The sequence below is a fragment of the Luteimonas marina genome (assembly GCF_007859325.1).
Classification (GTDB): domain Bacteria; phylum Pseudomonadota; class Gammaproteobacteria; order Xanthomonadales; family Xanthomonadaceae; genus Luteimonas; species Luteimonas marina.
Genome location: NZ_VOHK01000006.1, coordinates 1 through 20,334 on the forward strand (window position 1 = coordinate 1; position 20,334 = coordinate 20,334).

The following is a 20,334-nucleotide window of genomic DNA, read 5'->3' on the forward strand; positions in this document are numbered from 1 at the left end:
TCGGCGTGGCCCCGCTGGCCCGCGACAGTGGCTCGATGCGTGGAACCCGCAGCATCTGGGGAGGTCGAGCGAGTGTGCGCCAGGCGCTGTACATGGGGGCCTTGGTGGCTGTGCGCTTCAACCCGCACATGCGCACGTTCTACCAACGCCTGCGTGCGCAGGGCAAGGTCGCCAAGGTGGCTCTGGTCGCGGCCATGCGCAAGCTGCTGGTCATCCTGAACGCCAAAATGCGCGATCAGATGGCGGCTGCCGCCGCCACCTGATCAAGACAGTTGCTCGCTGCGCTCGGGATGACAGCCGGAGCCAGCGGCATGTTCTTCGCCCGCCGCCCTACGCCAGCAGCCGCGCGAACTCCTGGTTGGTCATCGGGTGCCCGAGCCAGAACCCCTGCGCCAGGTCGCAGCCGCGCTCGCGCAGGATCGCGTACTGGCCTTCCTTCTCCACGCCCTCGGCCACGACGTGGATGCCGAGCGAATGCGCCATCGCGATGATCGCAGTGGTCAGCGCCAGGTCGTCCGGGTCGCGCAGCACGTCGGCGACGAAGCTGCGGTCGATCTTGACCCCGTCCACCGGCACCCGGCGCAGGTGGCTCAGGCCCGAGAAGCCGGTGCCGAAATCGTCCAGCCACACCTTCACGCCCGCGTTGCGCAGCCGCGCCAGCAGGCTGCTCACGCGGGCCTCGTCGCCGATCACCGCGGTCTCGGTCAGCTCGACGTGCAGGTGCTGCGCCGCCAGCCCGGTTTCGCGCAGCACGGTCTCGACCTGCGCCGCGAGGTCGCCCGTGCGCAGTTGCCGCGCCGACACGTTGACCGACACGAACAGCTCGCGCGCCGATGGAAAATCGCGCTGCCAGCCGCGTGCGTCCATGCAGGCCGCGCGCAGCACCTGCGGGCCGATGACCTCGATCAGCCCGCTCTGCTCGGCGACGTCGATGAACAGCGATGGCGAGACCGGGCCATGCTCGGGATGGCGCCAGCGCAGCAGCGCCTCGGCGCCGACGAGCTTGCCGCTCTCGAGCCGGTACACCGGCTGGTAGGCCAGGCTGAGCTCGCCGCGCTCCCAGGCCCCGCGCAGGTCCTGCTCCATGCGCACGCGCCGTTCCACCGCCTGGTCCATGACCCGGCTGTAGAAGCGATAGCAGTTCTTGCCGGCGACCTTGGCCTGGTACATGGCGATGTCGCCGTTCTTCATCAGCACCGTCACGTCGGTGGCGTCGTCCGGGAACAGCGCGATGCCGATCGAGATGCCGAGGAAGACCTGGCGGCCGTGGACCGGGATCGGCCGCCCCAGCTCGCGCACCAGCGCATCGGCCAGCCGCTCGGCGCGCTCGCGGATGTCCTCGCCGTCCCCGCCCTTGAGCAGGATCACGAACTCGTCGCCGCCGAAGCGCGCCAGTTCCGCGCCGCCGCCGCGATGCAGGTCGATGACCTCGCGGATGCGGCTGGAGAACTGCATCAGCACCTCGTCGCCGGCATCGTGGCCGATGGTGTCGTTGACCCGCTTGAAGTCGTCGATGTCCGCGAACAGCAGCGCCAGCTGCCGCGCCGAGCCGTTGCCCTCGGCCACGCGCTGGTCGAGCAGTTCACGGAACGCCAGCCGGTTCGACAGCCCGGTCAGCGCGTCGGTGTAGGCCATGCGGCGGATGTCGCGGTCGTGGCGCACGATGCTGTCGCGCATGTGCGAGAAGGCGCGCATCAGGTCGCCGACCTCGTCGTTGCGGCGCGTGGTGGGCACGTTCGCCTCGAAGTTGCCGGCCTCGATCTCGCGCGCCGCATCGGCCAGCTGCCGCACCGGCGACACCAGCGCGCGCTGCAGGACGAACCCGATCGCGACCAGCAGCGCGACCATGCCCGCGAGCAGCAAGCCGATCCACAGCAGCTGGCTGCGGCCGATCTCGCCCAGGCGGCCGGACATGAACCCGCCGACCTGCCGCTCGTCGGCCTTCATCGCCGCCAGCGAATAGCCGATGCGCACCCCGCCCAGGCGCTGGTCGCCGATGCGGATCGGCGCGGAGACGTCCATCAGCGCGTCGTTCGACTGCACGTGCACGTCGGTGATCGACAGCACCTCGTACGCGAACGGGTCGGACATCGACTGGCCGTAGGTCGAGATGTCCTGGCTGCCGTCGTGGATGACCCGGCCCTCGTTGTCGTAGACCAGGACGTAGTCCACGTCAGGCTGGCGCAGCACGTTGAGCAGCGCCGAGCCGATCGCGTCGAGGTCGAAGTAGTAGAGCGGGTTGACCAGTGAATCGGCCAGCTGCGTCGCCGCCGCCTCGCCCTGCGACAGCATCCGCTTCGACGAGAAATCGTGGATCGACTCCAGGCTGAGCGCCTGCACGTCGCGGTGCGCCGCGCCCTGCCGCTGCAGCACCAGCAGCACCAGCGACAGCGACGCCAGCAGCACCACCGCCGCAAGCAGCGCGAAGTGGGCGCGCAGGCCGACGCGCAGCCTCATTCGACCTCCCGGGCCACCCGGGACACGCCCCGGCGCAGATGGTCGAGGGCGTGCGTGGTCTGCCCGTCGATCGGCACGAAGCGTGTGGTCTTGAAGAACCGCAGCAGCGCCTCGCGCGCGTCGGGGTCGTCGGCCGCGCCGAGCAGCACCTCGCGCAGGCGCTCGCGGACGCGTTCGTCGAGCGAGCCGCGCACCATTTCCAGCGCCCGCGGATAGTCCGGCGTTTCCCGCACGATCCGCAGGTCGCCGCGATAGGACGGCGGCACCCGCTGCGGGTTGATCCAGTCGAGGTTGCTCATCGCGCCGGCGTCGACCAGGCCCTTGTGCACCCACGAGGACACGTTGAGCTCGGAGCGGCCGAACACGTAGCCGACCGAATCCGGGCCGGGGCGATCCATCGGCGACAGCATCACCTCCAGCCGCAGCCCCTTCTCCAGCAGTTCGGTCGCCGGCACGTAGTAGGCGCTGGTGGAGTACCGGTTCTGGAACGCGATGCTGCGGCCGCGCATGTCCGCCAGCGAATGCACCGGACTGTCGTTGCGCACGAAGTACAGGGTGCGGTAGCGGTCGACGCCGTCGCGCTCGGTCATCAGCAGCGGCTGCGCGCCGACGCGATCGGCCAGCATCATCGCGGTGCCGGCGGTTTCGGTGACCCAGTCGACGCGGCCGCGGCGCATGTAGCTCTGCATCTGCTGCACGTCGCGCGCCATCAGCACGCGGCCCTCGCGGATGCCGACGTCGGCCATCCGCGGCACCACGTAGTCCAGCAGCGGCTTGAGCTGCTCGTAATGCGCCTTGGGATCGTCGCTGATGCGGCCGAGCACCAGCACCCCGTCGTCCGCGGCAGCCGGGACGGCGAACGCGAGCCACAGCCAGGACAGCAGCAACAGGCGCCTGAAACCGGCAGACAGCACGGACAAGATTCGGTTCCAGTGACGGACGGGTACGGCGGCGAGCCTAGCCGAAAACCGGGAATCCCGGCTAGGGAACGCCACCGGACCGGCCCTCAGCGCCCGCCGCCGGCCAGTCGCGCCATGCGCTGGGCGTCGGCCAGCACGCCGCGCAGCAGCCGCACGTCGCGATCGTCCAGCCCGCTGCGCAGGAAGATCCGGCGCAGCTTGCGCATCGCCGATTCCGGCGCGCGGCCCTTGTGGAAGTCGATCGCGTCCAGGGTGTCGGCCAACTGGGCGAAGAAGCCCTCCAGTTCGGCATGGCTGGCGGGCACGTCGCCGTCGGACGCCGGCGCGGGCGCGGGCGGCCGTTCGTGCAGGCCCAGCATCGCCACCCGCAGCTCGTAGGACAGCACCTGCACCGCCGCGGCGAGGTTGAGCGAACTGTAGCCGGGATCGGCGGGGATGGTCACCGCCGCGTGGCACAGCTGCAGCTCCTCGTTGTCGAGCCCGGTGCGCTCGCGGCCGAACACCAGCGCCGCCTCGGTGCCCCCGCCCGCGGTCGCGACCGCGCGCGCCGCGGCCTCGCGCGGCAGCAGTTCGTCCAGCGCGATCCTGCGGCTGCGCGCGGTGCAGCCCAGCACCAGCCGGCAGTCGGCGACGGCCTCGGCCAGGGTCGGCACCTGCGCCGCGGCGTCGAGCACGTCGCCCGCGCCCGCGGCCATGGCCGCCGCGTCGGCGTGCGGGAAGCGCTCCGGCGCCACCAGCACCAGCCGGCGCAGGCCCATGGTCTTCATCGCCCGCGCGGCCGAACCGATGTTGCCCGGGTGCTGGGTGCCAACCAGGACGATGCGCAGGCGGTCGGCGGCGTGCAGGGAGTCGCTCATGCGTGGATGGTAAACTGCGCGCCCGGCCCAGCGCCGGCCCGCTCTTTCCACCCGCCGAACCCCGCCCGCGCACTGGAGTCCGCAATGCTCGCCCCTGCCGTCAACATCATGGTCAAGGCCGCGCGCGCGGGAGGCAACGTGCTGCTGCGGCACATGTACCGGCTGGACGCGCTGAACGTGGTCGAGAAGGACCGGCTGGACTACGCCAGCGAGGTCGATGGCCTGGCCGAGGAAGCGATCGTCAAGGAACTGCGGCGGGCCAACCCCGACTACGCCGTCCTCGGCGAGGAAGGCGGCGCGCAGAAGGGCAACCGCGGCGCCAGCCGCTACACCTGGGTCATCGATCCGCTCGACGGCACCAGCAACTACCTGCACGGCATCCCGCACTGGTGCGTCTCGATCGCGCTGTGCGAGGGGCCGGAACCGCTGCACGGCGTGGTGTTCGACCCGCTGCGCAACGAACTGTTCATCGCCACCCGCGGCGCCGGCGCGCAGCTCAACGACAAGCGCATCCGCGTCGCCGAGCGCAAGGACCTGTCCGGCGCGATGCTGGTCACCGGCTTCCCGCCGCGCGAGCGCAAGCGCATCGGCGCGCACCTGGACTGCGTGAAGGGCCTGCTCCAGGACGCCGAGGACGTGCGCCGCACCGGCTCGGCCGCGCTCGACCTGGCCTGGGTGGCCGCAGGCCGCTGCGATGCCTACTTCGAGGCCGGCGTGCAGGCCTGGGACATCGCCGCCGGCGTGCTGCTGGTGCGCGAGGCCGGCGGCCGCGTCTGCGACTTCAAGGGCGCCGCGACGGGGCCGATGCACGTCCCGGGCGCGGCGGCCGGCCGCCAGCTCGTCGCCGGCAACGTCAAGGTCAGCGAGGCGCTGCAGAAGGCGATCGTGGCGTCGGGCTACGCGAAGGCCTTCGACTGACGCTCGCAATCCGGCACGAAACCCGTACCCGTCATCCCGACGAAACCCTCGCCCGTCATCCCGGCGAAACCCTCACTATCGTCATCCCGGCGAAAGCCGGGATCCATTATGCCGTTGCCGCCTCCGGACGGTGGATTCAAGGGCAAAGTCAAAATGGATCCCGGCTTTCGCCGGGATGACGACATGGGGGGCGTCACGGACTGCACTGATCCAGCCCACGCAAATCAAAAAGAAGGCCGCGCAATGCGCGGCCTTCTGCTTTTACGAATCACCAATCACGGCTTCCCCACCAATCACGGCCTCCTGGCCAACGCCGCCTCGTCCCGCGCCTTCGGCAGCAGGTCCTGCTTGGTCACGCGCAGGAAGCCGAGCGTCAGCAGCGGGCAAGCCACCAGGATCGACGACGCGGTGCCGATCACGATGCCGATCATCATCGCCTCGGACATGCCCTCCAGCGAGCCGCCGCCGTAGATGTACAGCGCCAGCACGGTCAGGAACGCCACCACCGAGGTGATGATCGTGCGCGACAGGGTCTGGTTGATCGAGGTGTTGAGCACCTCCAGCGGCTCGGCGCGCATGGCGCGGAAGTTCTCGCGCACGCGGTCGAACACCACGATGGTGTCGTTGATCGAGAAGCCCATCACCGTCAGCAGGCCGGCCAGCAGGGTCAGGTCGAACTCGCGCCCGGCCAGCGAGAACCAGCCGGCGACGATCAGCACGTCGCCCAGGGTGGTGATGATCGCCGACACCGCGAACTTCCACTCGAAGCGGAAGGCGATGTAGATCAGGAAGCCGACGACCACGAAGACGATGGCGTAGATGCCCTTCTTCGCCAGGTCCTGGCCGACCTGCGGGCCGACGAAGGAGCGGCCCTTGACGGTGGCGGCATTGCCCTCGACGGAGGCCGCGCGCAGCACGTCGTCGGCGGTGCGGTTGATCGCCTCGGCGTCGGTGGCGCCGTCCTTGGGCTGCAGGCGGATCATCAGGTCGCTGGCGGTGCCCATGGTCTGGACCTGGGCGCCGGGGTAACCCGCGGCCTCGAGGCGCTCACGCACCGCGTCGACGTCGGCGGGCTTCTCGAACACCAGCTCGACCGAGGTGCCGCCGGTGAAGTCGAGCGCGTAGTTGAAGCCGTTGATCGCGATCTGCACGACCGAGGCGACCATCAGCAGCAGCATGAAGGCGATGGTGACGAACCGCCAGCGCATGAAGTCGATGCGCGTGTCGTTCGGGATCAGGTGCAGCGGGAACAGTTTCATGGTCGTGGTCTCCCGATGCTCAGATGGCGATCGACTTGAGTTTGCGCCTGCCGCCGTAGATCAGCGTGGCGACGCCGCGCGACACGGTGACCGCGGTGAACACCGAGGTGAGGATGCCGATCACCATCGTCACCGCGAAGCCGCGCAGCGGCCCGGTGCCGAAGGCGTACAGCGCGACGCCGGCCAGCAGCGCGGTCATGTTGGAGTCGAAGATGGTGCCCGAGGCCTTGTCGTAGCCGGTCGCGATCGCGCTTCGTGGCGGCAGCCCCGCGCGCAACTCCTCGCGGATGCGCTCGTTGATCAGCACGTTGGCGTCCACCGACATGCCGATCGACAGCGCCAGGCCGGCGAAGCCCGGCAGGGTCATGGTCGCGCCGAACAGCGACATCACCGCCACCACCATCAGCAGGTTGAGCAGCAGCGCGACGCAGGTGATCAGGCCGAACATGCGGTAGTAGATCGCGAAGAAGATCAGGGTGAACAGGAACGCGTACATCACTGCCTGGGTGCCGCGCGCCACGTTCTCGGCGCCGAGCGTCGGGCCGATCACCCCTTCCTCGACGAAGTCCATCGGCGCTGCCAGCGCGCCGGCCTTGAGCTGCTTGGCCAGCGCCGCGGCTTCCTCGCGGCTCAGGCCGGTGGTCTGGAAGTCCTTGCCGAACACGCCGCGGATGGTCGAGGAGCTGATCACGCGCTCCTCGGTGCGCGCCGAACGCACCTCCTCGCCGTTGACCATGGTCACCGTCGGGATGCGCTCGACGTAGACGATGCCGAGGCGGTTGCCGACGTTCTCCAGCGTGTGGTCGAGCATGCGCTTGCCGCCGGCGGCGTTGAGCGTGATGCTCACCGCGGGCAGGCCGGTCTGGGCATCGGTCTGCGGCTGGGCGTTGACCAGTTCATCGCCCGACACCAGCAGCCGGCGCGAGAGCAGCAGCGGCTGGCCGTTCTGGTCGCGGTAGATGCGCGAACCGGCCGGGATGTTGTTGTCGGCCAGCGCCGCGGCGGCCTGCGCCTCGTCGCCGGTGACGGCGCGGAACTCCAGGGTCGCGGTGGCGCCGATCAGGCGCTTGGCCTCGGCGGTGTCCTGCAGGCCGGGCAGCTGGATCACGAGGCGATCCTCGCCCTGCCGCTGCAGCACGGGCTCGGCCACGCCGATAGCGTTGATGCGGTTGGCGATGACGTTGCGGTTCTGCTCGATCGCGTCGCTGGCGATGCGCGAGATCTCGCCCTCCGACAGCCGCACGGTGATGCGGTTGCCGTCGGCGTCGATCGACGGGCCGCTGGTGCCGAGCGTCGCCGCACCGCTGAGGCCGCTGAGCGCGGTCGAGATCGCGGTGCGCGCCTTGCCGGCGTCGGCGGCATTGCTCAACGAAACCAGCACGGTGTTGTCGGGCCGGCGCTCGGCGCCGGTGTAGCCGATGCGCGCCTCGCGCAGCGCGACGCGGATGGTGTCGGCGTAGGCGTCGACGCGCTTTTCCAGCGCCGCCTTCTGGTCGACCTGCATCATGAAGTGCACGCCGCCCTGCAGGTCGAGGCCCAGCGACATCGGCCTGGCGCCGAGCTTCTCCAGCCACGCCGGCGTGGTCGGCACCAGGTTCAGCGCCGCGGAATAATCCTCGCCCAGCGCCGGGCGCAGGGCGTCGGCCGCGCGCGTCTGGGTGGGGGCGTCCGGCAGGCGGACCAGCAGTTGCGCGCCCTCGAGCGCGACCGACTTCGGCGTGATGCCGGCCTCGGTCAGCACGCCCTGCACCCGCTGCACCAGCGCCTCGTCGACGACCGCCGCGGGGCGGTTCTTCGTCACCTGCACCGAGGGATCCTTCTGGTAGATGTTCGGCACGGCGTAGAGCGCGCTGAGCAGCACCACGATCAGGACGAGGACGTATTTCCAGCGGGGAAATTCGAGCATGCGGGTATCGTCTGGCGGAGGGGAGGCGCGGCCTTCGGGCCCCGCCCCGTGCCTGCCCCGGGGCCGGGACAGGAAAAGTCGGTGCGATGCGGCGGCGCTGCGCGGTCGCGCGGCGCCGCCGGCGCGGTCAGGCCGCCTTGAGCGTGCCCTTGGGCAGCACGTTGGCGATCGCGCCCTTCTGCAGGCGGACCTCCACGCGGTCGGCGATCTCGACGGTGATGAAGCTGTCGCCGAGCCCGCGCACGGTGCCGGCGATGCCGCCGTTGGTGATGACCTCGTCGCCGACCGACAGCTTGTCGAGCATCGCGCGATGCTCCTTCTGCCGCTTCATCTGCGGGCGGATCATCAGGAAGTACATGATCGCGATCAGGATGATCGGCATGATCAGGAAGCTCAGCCCGCCCCCCTGGGGGGCAGCGGCGGCCTGGGCGTGGGCCGGGGCGATCAGCAGGTCCAGCAGGTTCATCGGATTGGGTCCATCTCGCGGAAAATAGCCGGGAATTATGCCACGGGCCGGGGGCGGGAGCGCCCTCGGGCGCGATTTTCGGCTCCGCAATCGCGGGAATCCGCGCCCGGAGGCGCCCTTACCCGGGCCGGCGGGCCGCGTGGAAGGACTCGCGGAAGGCGGCGAAGGTTCCCTGCCCGATCGCCGCGCGCATGTCGGCCATGAGCGTCTGGTAGTGCCAGAGGTTGTGCAGGGTGCCCAGGATCGGACCCAGCATCTCGTTGCAGCGGTCGAGATGGCGCAGGTAGGCGCGGCTGTAGCCGCCGGCGCAGGCCGGGCAGCCGCAGCCCTCCTCGATCGGGCGCAGATCCTTCTCGTACTTCGCGTTGCGCACCCGCACCACGCCGGTCGAGGTGAAGTAGTGGCCGTTGCGGGCGTTGCGGGTCGGCATCACGCAATCGAACATGTCGATGCCGCGCGCGACCGCCTCGACCAGGTCCTCCGGCCGGCCCACGCCCATCAGGTAGCGCGGGCGGTCGGCCGGCAGCTGCGGGCAGGTGTGCTCGAGCATCGCGTTGCGCTCGGCCTCGGTCTCGCCCACCGCCAGCCCGCCGACCGCGTAGCCGTCGAAGCCGATCGCCTTCAAACCCTCTGCCGAACGCGTGCGCAGGTCGTGGTGCACCCCACCCTGGACGATGCCGAACAGCGCCGCGTCGTTGCCCTCGTGCGCGCGCCGGCTGCGCTCGGCCCAGCGCAGCGACAGTTCCATCGAACGCTCGACCACGCGCTTGTCCACCGGCTGGCCGTCGACGTGCACCGGCGGGCATTCGTCGAAGATCATGACGATGTCGCTGCCCAGCACCTTCTGGATGCGCATGCTTTCCTCGGGGCCGAGGAACACCTTCGAGCCGTCGGTGGGCGCGGCGAAGGTGACGCCGGCTTCGCTGATCTTGCGCCGGTGCGCCAGCGAGAACACCTGGAAACCGCCGGAATCGGTGAGGATCGGCCCGTCCCAGCGCGCGAAGCCGTGCAGCCCGCCGTGCGCCTCGATCACTTCCAGGCCCGGCCGCAGGAACAGGTGGAAGGTGTTGCCGAGGATGATCTCCGCGCCCAGCGCGCGCACCTGTTCGGGCAGCATGCCCTTGACCGTGCCGTAGGTGCCGACCGGCATGAACGCGGGCGTCTCCACCGTGCCGCGCGGGAAGCTGAGGCGGCCGCGGCGGGCGGCGCCGTCGGTGGAGAGGAGCTGGAACTGCAGGCGGGACATGGGGAAAGCCGGGAATCGGGAATCGGGAATCGGGAATCGGGAATCGGGAATCGGGAATCGGGGGAAGCCTAGAGCATTCTCACGGAAACTCCCCGGCTTCGGCTCCCGTCATCCCGGCGAAAGCCGGGATCCATTTTGACTTTGGCCTTCAACGGCAACAGCACAATGGATCCCGGCTTTCGCCGGAATGACGGGCGAAGCGCGATTCGGAAATCCTCAGCAAGGCGAACCATCCTGCCGCGGCGGGAATACGATCAGCGCCTCCTCGACCAGGCGCAGCGCGATGCCCGCACCGGGCGAAGGCGTCGCGCCTCCATGCAGATCGACCTCCACGACCGCTCCGCACGCCAGCCGCACCCGCGCGACGTGGCCGGGGCCAAGGAACGTCGTGCCCAGCACTTCCGCCCACAGCGCACCATCGACGTCGGGCACGAGCTGGTCCGGCCGCAGCAGTACCTCGCCCCCGCCCACCAGCCCCAGCGCCGCCGCCGGCACCACGCTGCCGCGGCCGACGAAACCGGCGACGAAGCGGTCGGCCGGCGCACGGTACAGCGTCTGCGCATCGGCCCACTGCAGGATCCGGCCGCGGTCCATCACCCCGATGGCGTCGGCCATCGCGAAGGCCTCGGCCTGGTCGTGGGTGACCAGCAGCGCGGTGGTGCCGGTGCGCTTGAGGATCGCGCGCAGTTCACCGGCAAGGTGCTCGCGGGTGTCGATGTCGAGGTTGGAGAACGGCTCGTCGAGCAGCAGCAGCGACGGCGACGGCGCCAGCGCGCGCGCCAGCGCGACCCGCTGCTGCTGGCCGCCGGAAAGCTCATGTGGATACGAACTGGCGCGATCGGCCAGCCCGACCAGCGCCAGCACTTCGGCGATCCGCGCAGCGCGCGCCGCGCGCGACAGGCGCGCGAGGCCGAAGCCGACATTGCCGGCGACGTCGAGATGCGGGAACAGCGCGTAGTCCTGGAACATCATGCCGACGCCGCGCCGCTCCGGCGGCACCGTGCCCTCGGGCGTCGACAGCACGTGTCCGGCCAGCACGATGCGGCCCGCGCGCACCGGCTCGAAACCGGCGATCGCGCGCAGCACCGTGGTCTTGCCGCAGCCAGACGCGCCGAGCAGGCAGCCGATGCCGCCGGCCGGCAGCGACAGCGACAGCGCGTCGACGACGGTGCGCAATCCGCCGGCCACGGGATAGCCGACGCGGATCTCCTCGAGCTGCAGCATCGCCCCGCTCACGATGATGAAACCTCCTGTCCGTACTTCAGCCCGGTCCGCGCCAGCACGATCACCGGCAGCAGGCCGGCCAGCACGATCAGCAGCGCCGCGACCGCGCCGTCCTCGTAGGCGCCGCGCGCGGCGTCGGCATACAGCCACGTCGCCAGCGTCTCGAAGTTCAGCGGACGCAGCAACAGGGTCGCCGGCAGTTCCTTCATGGTGTCGACGAACACCAGCAAGGCCGCCGCCGCCATCGCCGGCCGCAGCAGCGGCAGGTGCACGCGGCGCAGCACTGCGGCCGGCGGCGTGCCCAGCGCGCGCGCGGCCTGGTCCAGCGACGGCGGGATGCGCGCGAAGCCCGATTCGATGCCGCCCGCGCCGATGATCAAAAAGCGCAGCACGTAGGCCAGCACCAGCGCCGACACCGAGCCCATCAGCAGCATGCGCGGCGTGGCGCCGAAGGCCTGCAGCAGCGCGTTGGCGCCGTCGTCGAACCACGCCAGCGGCGCCAGCAGGCCGATCGCCAGCACCGTGCCCGGCACCGCGTAGCCGAGGCTGCCGACGCGCAGCGCCGCCGACGCGACGCGCGTCTGGCGCCGCGCCTGCGCCAGCCGCAGCGCCCAGGCCAGCACGAGGCCGGCGGCGACGGTGACCAGCGTCGCCAGCGTCGCCACCCGCAGCGTGTTCCACAGGCTGCGCCACAGCGTGGCCGAGACGCCCGCACCCTCGGCGAAACGCTGCCAGGTCTCGGCGACGAGGTAGGCCGCCGGCGCGACGAAGCCCAGCAGCACCGGCAGCAGCGCCAGCGCCAGCGCAGCCCAGCCGGCGACGCCCCGCAGCCGCTGCGGCTGCATCGGGCGCGGGCGCAGCGTGTTCGCGTAGCCCTGGCGACGACGGCCGTAGCGCTCGAGCGCGATCACTGCGACCACCACCAGCAGCATCGCCAGCGCGATCTGCGCCGCGCCCGGCAGGTCGCTGCGCGTGATCCAGGTGGTGTAGACCGCGACCGTCAGCGTCTGCACGCCGAGGAATTCCGAGGCGCCGATGTCGTTGAGCGTTTCCAGCAGCGCCAGCGCCGCGCCGACCGCGATCGCCGGACGCGCCAGCGGCAGCGCCACGCGCCGGAACGCCGCCGCGCGCCCGGCGCCGAGCGTGCGCGCGGCTTCCAGCAGGCTCGCGGCCTGGGTCATGAACATCGCGCGCGTGGTGATGTAGACGTAGGGATACAGCACCAGCCCGAGCAGCACGATGCAGCCGGCGAGGCCGCGGATGTCGGGCAGGCGGAAATCGCGCGGGCTGTCGTAGCCAAGCAGCGCGCGGATCAATGACTGCACCGGCCCCAGCGGGTGCAGCAGGTCGAGATAGGCGTAGGCGACGATGTAGGTCGGCACCGCCAGCGGCAGCAGCAGCGCCCAGGCCACGGTGCCGCGCCCGGGGAAATCGTAGGCGGTAACCAGCCAGGCGCTGCCGGTGCCGATCGCGACGGTCAGCGCGCCGACGCCGAGCAGCAGCCACAGCGTGTTGCGCGCGGCCTGCGGCAGCACGTTGGCCAGCACGTGCTGCCAGGCGTCGCTGCCCTGCGCCGCGGTCCACGCCAGCGCGAGCAGGGGCAGCAGGACCAGCAGCGCGATGAGGAGGGCGGCGAGCTGCCAGCCGTCAATTCGCGCGGCGCGCTGGAGTGCGGAGGCTGGTGACGACATGGTCGACGACATCACGCCTCCGCCATCCACGGCAGCGCGGGGAAACGGCGAACCCAGTCACCGTCATCCCGGCGAAAGCCGGGATCCATGTTGCCCTTGGCGATGAATGCGGAAGTCAAAATGGATCCCGGCTTTCGCCGGGATGACGGGATCGGCCGGGATGACGATACCTGCCGGGATGCCGGGATCGACCGGGATGACGCGGCCGACCGGGATGACGGAACCGGCCGGGACGGCGGGGCCAGCAGGAATGCCATGCCGATCAGGAATCCCCCGCCCCGACCCGTCAGTTGTCGAACCCGACGCGATCGACCAGTTCGCTGGCCTGCTTGCGGTGCTTCGCGATCTCGGTCAGCGGCAGCGCGTCGATCTTCATCTCGCCGAAGCTGGCGACCACCGGGTCGAGTTCCACGCCCGCCTTCACCGGATATTCGTAGTTGGCCTTGGCGTAGAGGCTCTGCGCCTCGTCAGAGACGAGGTATTCGAGCAGCTTCACCGCATTGTCGCGGTTGGGCGCATGCTTCGCGACCGCCGCGCCGCTGATGTTGACGTGGGTGCCGCCGTCGGCCGCGCCTGCGAACACCGGGCGGATCACCTTGATCGCCTCGCCCCACTGGTACTGCTCGCTGCCGGGCTCGGCGTTCTTCATGCGGCCGACGTAGTAGGCGTTGGCGATGCCGATGTCGCAGATGCCGGCGAGGATGTCGCGCGCCACGTCGCGGTCGCCGCCCGCGGCCTTGCGCGCGAGGTTGGCCTTGACGCCGCGCAGCCAGCTTTCGGTCTTCTCCGCGCCGTCGTGCGCGATCATCGCCGCGATCAGGCTGGTGTTGTACGGATGCTGGCCGGAGCGGATGCAGACCTTGCCCTTCCACTTCGGATCGGCGAGGTCCTCGTAGGCGAAGCCGGACAGGTCGAGGTCCTTGTCGGCGTACAGCACGCGGTCGCGCAGCGACAGCGTGAACCACTGCCCGTCCGCGCCGCGCAGGTGCGCCGGGATCGCGGCTTCGAGGATTTCGGACTGCACCGGCTGCACGTGCCCGGCATCGACCACGTCGAGCAGGTTGCCGGTGTCCACGGTCATCAGCACGTCCGCGACCGAGCGCGCGCCTTCGGCCGACAGGCGCTCCATCAGGCCGTCCTTGAGGAACACGGTATTGACCGCGACCCCGGTTTCGGTGGTGAACGCGTCGAGCAGCGGCTGGATCAGGCCGGGCTCGCGGGTGGTGTAGAGGTTCACCTCGCCGGCGGGGGCGGCCGATTCCGCGTCAGCGGAGGTCGCCTGCTGATCCTGCTGGCCGCAGGCGGCGAGGAACAGGGCGATGCCGGACAGCAGCAGCGAGGCAGGCAGGCGCGTCCGCAGCGGGCGGGCGGCTCGGGCGATGGGTCGCATCACGGGGAAACTCCTGGGTCAGTCGGGGGTGGCCGGCTCGGGCGTTGCCAGGGACCACGGCGGCTGGAGCGGAAATGAGAATTGTACTCATCCAGACCGGTGCGACCAAGGCGCACGCCTCCCTGCCCGGCCGCACGCGCGTGCAGGAGCGCCTTCAGGCGCGATGCCTTTGATTCCTGAGTCGCGAGTCGGATTCGGGACGAAGAGCGTCGCGCCTGAAGGCGCTCCTACATCGCTCCCGCGGGGGTCACGGCTGCGGGAACAGCAGCATCGCGTCGCCATAGGAGAAGAAGCGGTAGCGCTCGCGCACCGCGTGCGCGTAGGCGGCGAAGATGCGGTCCTTGCCCGCGAATGCCGAGACCAGCATCAGCAGCGTCGATTCGGGCAGGTGGAAGTTGGTCAGCAGCGCGTCGACGCTGCGGATGCGGTAGCCGGGGAAGATGAAGATGCGCGTCTCGCCGGCGAAGGCATGCAGCTCGCCGTCTTTCATTGCACTCTCCAGCGCGCGCACGACCGTGGTGCCGACCGCGACCACGCGCCCGCCCGCCTCGCGCGTGCGCCGCACCTGCGCCACGAGCTCGGGGCCGACGTTGAGCCATTCGCCGTGCATGGCGTGTTCGCGCAGGTCGTCCACGCGCACCGGCTGGAAGGTGCCGGCGCCGACGTGCAGGGTGACGTGGCCGAACGCCACGCCGCGTTCGCGCAGCGCCGCCAGCAGCGCATCGTCGAAATGCAGGCCGGCGGTCGGCGCGGCGACCGCGCCCACCTCGCGCGCGAATACCGTCTGGTAGCGCTCGGCGTCGTCCTGCCCCGGCTCGCGGCGGATGTACGGCGGCAGCGGCAGCCGGCCCGCCTTCAGCAGCCATGATTCCAGCGCGCCCTCGACGCGGAAGCGCAGGTGGTAGAACTCGCCGTCGCGGCCCAGCACCTCGGCCTCGCCGCCGCCGTCGAGCACGATGCGGCTACCGGGCTTCGGCGCCTTGCTCGCGCCGACCTGCGCGCGCGCCTCGTTGTTCGCCAGCAGGCGTTCGATCAGGATCTCGACGCGGCCGCCGCTCTCCTTCTGCCCGAACAGCCGCGCCGGGATCACGCGGGTGTCGTTGAACACCAGCAGGTCGCCCGGCCGCAGCCAGTCGCCAAGCGCGCGCACCTGCGCGTCCACGAAGGGCGCGTCGCCCGGTGGCACCACCAGCAGGCGGCTGGCGGAGCGCTCGGGCAGCGGTGCCTGCGCGATCAGCTCGGGCGGGAGTTCGTAGTGGAAGTCGGATTTCTTCATCGCGCGATTGTAGGGCGGGCCTCGGCCCGCCATTGCACTCCCGCAATCCGCCTGGAACCCCCGGAGAAAAACGCGCGCATGAGATCTCCGCAAGACCGACGATCAGGCAAGCTTTCGGCAGCCGTTGCGGGGGCCGGGATCGTGGATGGCGGCTCCCTCCCCCGCCTGCGGGGGAGGGTTGGGGAGGGGGCAACACACAAGGATTGCGTCGTCCGGAGGCCCCCAACCCACCGCTTGCTCCGCAAGCGGTCCCCCCTTCCCCCGCGGGCGGGGGAAGGGCGTAGGCGTGTTCCGCCTCCGGCGGAACACCATTACCTTTCGAACTTGGTCGACAGGATCACCGCCGAGGTGGTCCGCTCCACCCCCTCGATCGCGCCGATGCGGTCGGTCAGCTCGTCCATCTCCACCACCGTCGGCACCACCCCCATCGCCACCAGGTCGTGCGCGCCGCTGACCGAGTGCAGGCTGCGCACCTCGGGCATGTCGCGCAGCGCTTGCACCACGGCGGGCATCTGCTTGGGCAGCACGGTGATCAGGATGTGCGCGCGGATGTGGCCGCGCTCGACCTCCTCGTTGACGCGCACGGTGTAGCCGCGGATCACGTCCTCGCGCTCGAGCCGGTCGATCCGGCTCTGCACCGTGGTCCGCGACAGCCCGAGGCGGCGGGCGATCTGCGCGGTCGAGGCGCGCGCGTCCTCGCGCAGGGCGGACAGCAACTGGGCGTCGGCGGGCGTGATCTTCATGATTCGCGCAAATCCTTCGTCGATTCGACGAAATCATACGAAATTCTGCGCAATTCGACCCTACCTTGTGCCGACAGGATCGAGATAATAGGAACTTCGCCGGTCGAGGGACGCGAACCGGCCATCGCAATCCCCCCGCCCACCGCCCAGGAGACTGCACCGATGTCCATGACCGATGCCCTTGCCCCGCTGCGCGCCCACGGCGGCCAGCGCCGCACCGCCGGCCTGGACGACGCGAGCATCGAGCGCCTCGCCGCCGCGCACCCGGACCTGCGCGCCGCGATCGACGCGGCTGCCGCCGAGTACGCACTGGTCAAGGACGGCTTCGCCAGCCTGCTCGACCTCGACGAGTCCGCGCAGATCGCCGCGGTGCAGGCCGGCTACGTCAACTTCTACCCGACCGATGCGGTCAACCCCTACGTGGCGCTCACCGCGCGCGGCCCCTGGATCGTCACCCTCAAGGGCGCGGTGGTCCACGACTCCGGCGGCTACGGCATGCTCGGCTTCGGTCACGCGCCGCAGGCGGTCCTCGACGCGATGGCGAAGCCACAGGCGATGGCCAACGTGATGACGCCGAGCCTGTCGCAGCTGCGCTTCGAGCGCGCGCTGCGCAGGGAGATCGGCCACACCGCCGGCGGCTGCCCGTTCACGCACTTCCTGTGCCTGAACTCCGGCTCCGAATCCGTGGGCCTGGCCGCGCGCATCGCCGACATCAACACCAAGTGGATGACCGACCCGGGCGCGAAGCGCGCCGGTGCCACGGTCAAGCGCATCGTGGTCAAGGGCAGCTTCCACGGCCGCACCGAGCGCCCGGCGCTGTATTCGGATTCATCGCGCAAGGCCTACCTGCAGCACCTGGCCAGCTTCCGCGGCGAGGATTCGCTGATCGCGATCGAACCCTACGATGCCGACGCGCTGCGCCGCGCCTTCGCCGACGCCGAAGCGAAGGGCTGGTTCGTCGAAGCCGTGTTCCTGGAGCCGGTGATGGGTGAAGGCGACCCCGGCCGCGCCCTGCCGCGCGCGTTCTACGACGCCGCGCGAGAACTCACGAAGGCGCACGGTTCGCTGCTGCTGGTCGACTCGATCCAGGCCGGCCTGCGCGCGCACGGCGTGCTGTCGATCGTCGACTACCCGGGCTTCGAAGGCATCGAGGCGCCGGACATGGAGACGTATTCGAAGGCGCTCAACGCCGGCCAGTACCCGCTGTCGGTGCTCGCGGTGAACGACAGGGCGGCGAAGCTGTACCGCAGCGGCGTCTACGGCAACACCATGACCACCAATCCGCGCGCGCTCGACGTCGCCTGCGCGGTGCTGGAAGCGATCACGCCCGAACTGCGCGCCAACATCCGCGAGCGCGGCAGGGAAGCGGTCGCGAAGCTCGAGGCGCTGAAGGCCGAACTCGGCGGACTGGTCACCGGCGTGCAGGGCACCGGCCTGCTGTTCTCCTGCGAACTCGCGCCGCAGTTCAAGTGCTACGGCGCCGGCTCCACCGAGGAGTGGCTGCGCGAGCACGGCATCGGCGTGATCCACGGCGGCGCCAACTCGCTGCGCTTCACCCCGCGCTTCGGCACGCAGTCGGACGAACTCGACCTGCTGGTGTCGATGGTCGGCAGGGCGCTGCGCGAAGGGCCGCGGCGGCAGGCGGCGGAAGCGGCCTGACCGCCGGGCATCGAGGGCGCGGGCCGTGCACCGGCCCGCGCCACCGGATCGCCGCCCTCAGGGCTGGCGCATCTCGAGTCCGAGGGCCTCGGCGATCGCTTGCCACGGCACGATCTTGTAGTTCTGGTTCTGCACCGGCAGCACGTTGCGCCCGTCCTGCGCGACCATCGCGCCGTGCTCCAGCCCGGGCCCCAGGTTGGCGCTGCTGACGTCCAGGCCATCTGTTTCGGAAATGCCGTCGATGCCGCGCGCCGGATCGGCGGCGACCGCGAACGATCCCAGGTACGCCTGGTCGCCCTCCCGGCGATAGACCGCGTAGGTGTCGTTGCCCTGGCTGGACACGACGATGTAGCCGCGGCCGTCGCCGAGGTCGTACAGGCCCACGCCCTCGAGGTCGTCCTTGATCGCCGGGTTGGCGTCGACGCGGTCGACCGCGGTCATCGCGTCGCCGCCGTCGGGATCGGCCGGCAGCTTCCACAGCGCGACGTCCTCCTCGCCGACGTAGAGCACGCCCGCCGCATCGTCGGCGACGCAGCCCTCGGTCTGCGAATCGAACGCCAGTTCGCGCACCAGCTCGGTGCGCACCCGCCCGTTGCCCGCGTCCGCCAGCCGCCACTGCCGCTTGACCGTGTCGTCGCCGTTGACGAACACGTAGGTCTCGCCGCTGCGCGCGCTGCGGTACATGCACAGGCCGTAGGGATCGAGCATCCCGGTCGGCTGCGGGCCGTCGGCGACGTCGGACAGCTGCGCGGTCTCCGGAGCGAGCCGGTAGAGGGCGATGGTCTTGTCGGTGCGGTTGCTCGCGGCCACCAGGGTGATGTCCTCGTCGCCGAGGCGGAAGCCGTCGCGCAGGTCGACGTTGTTCATCTTGCCGTCGGGCAGGAACTGCTTCACCTGTCCCTGCATGTCGTAGACGTAGAGCCCGGCCTTCTTGTCGGTGGCGACGACCACGCTGCGCTCCGGATGCGTCGGATGCGCCCAGATCGCCGGATCGTCGGCGGCGTCGCCGTAGCTCTCCACCGGCGCGGTTTCCGCCAGCGGCACCACCGCCGGCACCGGCTGCGTACCCGCAACGGGCGCCGGCGCGCGGCCGGGGGACGCGCCGATCGCCGCGGCGAGCGCGTCGATCGGGATCGACTTCACGTCCGGGCCGTCCTCGTCGGCGACCAGCAGCACGCCGTGCGGATACCTGCGGCCGATCGCCGCGCTGGTGGCGTGCAGGGGGCCGGGCTCGTCGACCTCGCTGCCGTCGCGGGCGGCGACGGCCACGCTGGCGACGAAGGCGGCGTCGCGGTCGAGGTCGTAGACGTTGAGCGTGCCCGCGGAGGCATTCGAGGCGATCAGCCAGCGGCTGCCGGCGCCGCCGTCGTGGACCGCCAGTCCGCCCACCTCCTCGTCGATGTGGCCGCGCGGCGAATCGACCAGCGCGGCGGAGACGTCCGCTTCCGGGTCGGCGTTGAAGCGCCAGATGCCGACGTTCTCCTCGGAGGCGTAGACATGCCCGCCGGTGGCGTCGACCGCGCATTGCTTCAGCGGCGACGGCACGCCGATGCGGCGCACCTGGCGCGCGTCGAGCCGGCCTTCGGCGGTGGCGTAGACGACCTGTTGGTCGACCTCGCCGCCGTCGCCGACCACGAATACGTGCAGCGCACCGTCGAGCGGATGGCGATACAGGCACAGGCCCTCGGCCGCGAACCCCAGCGCGATCGCGCGTGCGCCGACCTCGACCAGTCTGTCGTTGGCGAAGCGGAACAGGCGCAGGCTCTGGGTGGTGGTATCGATGGCGGCAACCACGGTGGCGGTCGTGCCGCCCAGCCGCACGCCGTAGCCGACGTCGACCGCCACGACCTCGCCGGCCGGCGTCGTGCCGAGCCTCCGGCCGTCCAGCGCATAGAGCTCCAGCCCGCCCAGCGCGGTGGCGGCGACGATGCGCGGCTCGCCGCGGCCATCGGCCGCGAGGATCAGCGCGGCGCTGCCGATTTCGGACGAGGCCGTCGCCGCGGTCGATGCCGCGGCTTTCACCGTCGCGTCCTGCTGCGGCGCAGCATCCCCGGCGTGCGCCGCCCGCGGCAACAGGCCGCACGCCGCGAGGGCCAGCACATACCCGATGTAAAGGCGGTTCTTCATGGTTCCTCCCGTCCATTCCTGGCGTGTCCGCGACATGCGGAACGCCCCCTTTTCAGCCGCCAAGCTACCGTCGGTCCGGCCCAATTTGCAAGAGAAATTCTATTTTTCTTGAATTTTGGAATCTTTGTTCGTAATCTCGCCCTACCCGCTGCCACCGGATCCGGACGGCGATCGGCAGCGGTAACGTCCTTGGGA

Annotated in this window: 18 protein-coding genes; 3 read left to right on the forward strand and 15 right to left on the reverse strand. The window is 70.6% G+C overall.

What is annotated here, in order from left to right; translation table 11 throughout:
* Positions 1-263 (forward strand): transposase (locus FQY83_RS13890; RefSeq protein WP_146388578.1); only part of this gene is annotated, 263 nt, incomplete at its 5' end.
* Positions 264-330: 67 nt separating this feature from the next.
* Here the strand turns inward: FQY83_RS13890 and FQY83_RS13895 are convergent.
* From FQY83_RS13895 to FQY83_RS13905, 3 genes are all read right to left on the reverse strand, one after another.
* The gene (locus FQY83_RS13895; protein WP_146388579.1) at positions 331-2,457 is read right to left on the reverse strand and encodes a putative bifunctional diguanylate cyclase/phosphodiesterase; all 2,127 of its coding nucleotides are present in this window, start codon (positions 2,455-2,457) and stop codon (positions 331-333) included.
* Complete coding sequence (locus FQY83_RS13900) at positions 2,454-3,377, reverse strand: phosphate/phosphite/phosphonate ABC transporter substrate-binding protein (protein ID WP_238333506.1); 924 nt, start codon at positions 3,375-3,377, stop codon at positions 2,454-2,456. The genes FQY83_RS13895 and FQY83_RS13900 overlap by 4 nt, the downstream gene beginning before the upstream one ends.
* A gap of 86 nt (positions 3,378-3,463) precedes the next feature.
* Positions 3,464-4,222, reverse strand: coding sequence for an RNA methyltransferase (locus FQY83_RS13905; RefSeq protein WP_192906720.1), 759 nt, complete (start codon positions 4,220-4,222; stop codon positions 3,464-3,466).
* 96 nt (positions 4,223-4,318) lie between these two features.
* Between FQY83_RS13905 and FQY83_RS13910 the strand changes: the two genes are divergently transcribed.
* A complete protein-coding gene (locus tag FQY83_RS13910) occupies positions 4,319-5,152 on the forward strand; it encodes an inositol monophosphatase family protein (protein ID WP_146388581.1) in 834 nt (277 codons plus the stop codon).
* Between the two features lie 293 nt (positions 5,153-5,445).
* Here FQY83_RS13910 and secF read toward each other — a convergent pair whose 3' ends face one another.
* The 11 genes from secF to FQY83_RS17630 form a co-directional block, all read right to left on the reverse strand.
* Positions 5,446-6,411, reverse strand: coding sequence for a protein translocase subunit SecF (gene secF, locus FQY83_RS13915; RefSeq protein WP_146388582.1), 966 nt, complete (start codon positions 6,409-6,411; stop codon positions 5,446-5,448).
* Positions 6,412-6,430: 19 nt separating this feature from the next.
* The gene (gene secD, locus FQY83_RS13920) at positions 6,431-8,317 is read right to left on the reverse strand and encodes a protein translocase subunit SecD (protein ID WP_146388583.1); all 1,887 of its coding nucleotides are present in this window, start codon (positions 8,315-8,317) and stop codon (positions 6,431-6,433) included.
* 127 nt (positions 8,318-8,444) lie between these two features.
* The gene (gene yajC, locus FQY83_RS13925; RefSeq protein WP_146388584.1) at positions 8,445-8,783 is read right to left on the reverse strand and encodes a preprotein translocase subunit YajC; all 339 of its coding nucleotides are present in this window, start codon (positions 8,781-8,783) and stop codon (positions 8,445-8,447) included.
* 118 nt (positions 8,784-8,901) lie between these two features.
* Positions 8,902-10,029 carry a tRNA guanosine(34) transglycosylase Tgt gene (gene tgt, locus FQY83_RS13930; protein WP_146388585.1) on the reverse strand — a complete coding sequence of 376 codons (1,128 nt, stop codon included), beginning with the start codon at positions 10,027-10,029 and terminating at the stop codon, positions 8,902-8,904.
* A 216-nt stretch (positions 10,030-10,245) separates the two neighbouring features.
* Positions 10,246-11,265 (reverse strand): ABC transporter ATP-binding protein, encoded by a 1,020-nt coding sequence (locus FQY83_RS13935; RefSeq protein ID WP_202878202.1) that lies wholly within the window; start codon positions 11,263-11,265, stop codon positions 10,246-10,248.
* Positions 11,262-12,956, reverse strand: coding sequence for an ABC transporter permease (locus tag FQY83_RS13940; RefSeq protein WP_146388586.1), 1,695 nt, complete (start codon positions 12,954-12,956; stop codon positions 11,262-11,264). The genes FQY83_RS13935 and FQY83_RS13940 overlap by 4 nt, the downstream gene beginning before the upstream one ends.
* Positions 12,956-13,201: a hypothetical protein gene (locus FQY83_RS13945; protein WP_146388587.1), complete on the reverse strand. Its 246-nt coding sequence runs from the start codon at positions 13,199-13,201 to the stop codon at positions 12,956-12,958. Before FQY83_RS13945 ends, FQY83_RS13940 begins: the two co-directional genes overlap by 1 nt.
* 29 nt (positions 13,202-13,230) lie before the next feature.
* The gene (locus FQY83_RS13950; RefSeq protein ID WP_146388588.1) at positions 13,231-14,334 is read right to left on the reverse strand and encodes a Fe(3+) ABC transporter substrate-binding protein; all 1,104 of its coding nucleotides are present in this window, start codon (positions 14,332-14,334) and stop codon (positions 13,231-13,233) included.
* Between the two features lie 247 nt (positions 14,335-14,581).
* The gene (gene queA / locus FQY83_RS13955; RefSeq protein ID WP_146388589.1) at positions 14,582-15,610 is read right to left on the reverse strand and encodes a tRNA preQ1(34) S-adenosylmethionine ribosyltransferase-isomerase QueA; all 1,029 of its coding nucleotides are present in this window, start codon (positions 15,608-15,610) and stop codon (positions 14,582-14,584) included.
* Positions 15,611-15,921: 311 nt separating this feature from the next.
* Entirely contained in the window at positions 15,922-16,353 is a 432-nt protein-coding gene (locus FQY83_RS13960; RefSeq protein ID WP_146388590.1) for an Lrp/AsnC family transcriptional regulator, read from the reverse strand.
* Positions 16,350-16,523: a hypothetical protein gene (locus FQY83_RS17630; RefSeq protein ID WP_158636515.1), complete on the reverse strand. Its 174-nt coding sequence runs from the start codon at positions 16,521-16,523 to the stop codon at positions 16,350-16,352. Before FQY83_RS17630 ends, FQY83_RS13960 begins: the two co-directional genes overlap by 4 nt.
* Between FQY83_RS17630 and FQY83_RS13965 the strand changes: the two genes are divergently transcribed.
* Positions 16,516-18,012: an aminotransferase class III-fold pyridoxal phosphate-dependent enzyme gene (locus FQY83_RS13965; RefSeq protein ID WP_146388591.1), complete on the forward strand. Its 1,497-nt coding sequence runs from the start codon at positions 16,516-16,518 to the stop codon at positions 18,010-18,012. The genes FQY83_RS17630 and FQY83_RS13965 overlap by 8 nt on opposite strands.
* Positions 18,013-18,069: 57 nt before the next feature.
* On the opposite strand, the gene FQY83_RS13970 is transcribed toward FQY83_RS13965, so the two are convergent.
* Positions 18,070-20,139, reverse strand: coding sequence for a phytase (locus FQY83_RS13970; RefSeq protein ID WP_158636516.1), 2,070 nt, complete (start codon positions 20,137-20,139; stop codon positions 18,070-18,072).
* Positions 20,140-20,334: the final 195 nt, after the last annotated feature.

Coding starts and splice junctions, on each gene's coding strand:
- queA (WP_146388589.1), bottom strand. CDS start 15,610: ATGAAGAAATCCGACTTCCACTACGAACTCCCGCCCGAGCTGATCGCG.
- tgt (WP_146388585.1), bottom strand. CDS start 10,029: ATGTCCCGCCTGCAGTTCCAGCTCCTCTCCACCGACGGCGCCGCCCGC.
- secD (WP_146388583.1), bottom strand. CDS start 8,317: ATGCTCGAATTTCCCCGCTGGAAATACGTCCTCGTCCTGATCGTGGTG.
- FQY83_RS13950 (WP_146388588.1), bottom strand. CDS start 14,334: ATGCGACCCATCGCCCGAGCCGCCCGCCCGCTGCGGACGCGCCTGCCT.
- secF (WP_146388582.1), bottom strand. CDS start 6,411: ATGAAACTGTTCCCGCTGCACCTGATCCCGAACGACACGCGCATCGAC.
- FQY83_RS13910 (WP_146388581.1), top strand. CDS start 4,319: ATGCTCGCCCCTGCCGTCAACATCATGGTCAAGGCCGCGCGCGCGGGA.
- FQY83_RS17630 (WP_158636515.1), bottom strand. CDS start 16,523: ATGGACATCGGTGCAGTCTCCTGGGCGGTGGGCGGGGGGATTGCGATG.
- FQY83_RS13960 (WP_146388590.1), bottom strand. CDS start 16,353: ATGAAGATCACGCCCGCCGACGCCCAGTTGCTGTCCGCCCTGCGCGAG.
- FQY83_RS13945 (WP_146388587.1), bottom strand. CDS start 13,201: ATGGCATTCCTGCTGGCCCCGCCGTCCCGGCCGGTTCCGTCATCCCGG.
- yajC (WP_146388584.1), bottom strand. CDS start 8,783: ATGAACCTGCTGGACCTGCTGATCGCCCCGGCCCACGCCCAGGCCGCC.
- FQY83_RS13965 (WP_146388591.1), top strand. CDS start 16,516: ATGTCCATGACCGATGCCCTTGCCCCGCTGCGCGCCCACGGCGGCCAG.
- FQY83_RS13895 (WP_146388579.1), bottom strand. CDS start 2,457: ATGAGGCTGCGCGTCGGCCTGCGCGCCCACTTCGCGCTGCTTGCGGCG.
- FQY83_RS13970 (WP_158636516.1), bottom strand. CDS start 20,139: ATGAAGAACCGCCTTTACATCGGGTATGTGCTGGCCCTCGCGGCGTGC.
- FQY83_RS13940 (WP_146388586.1), bottom strand. CDS start 12,956: ATGTCGTCGACCATGTCGTCACCAGCCTCCGCACTCCAGCGCGCCGCG.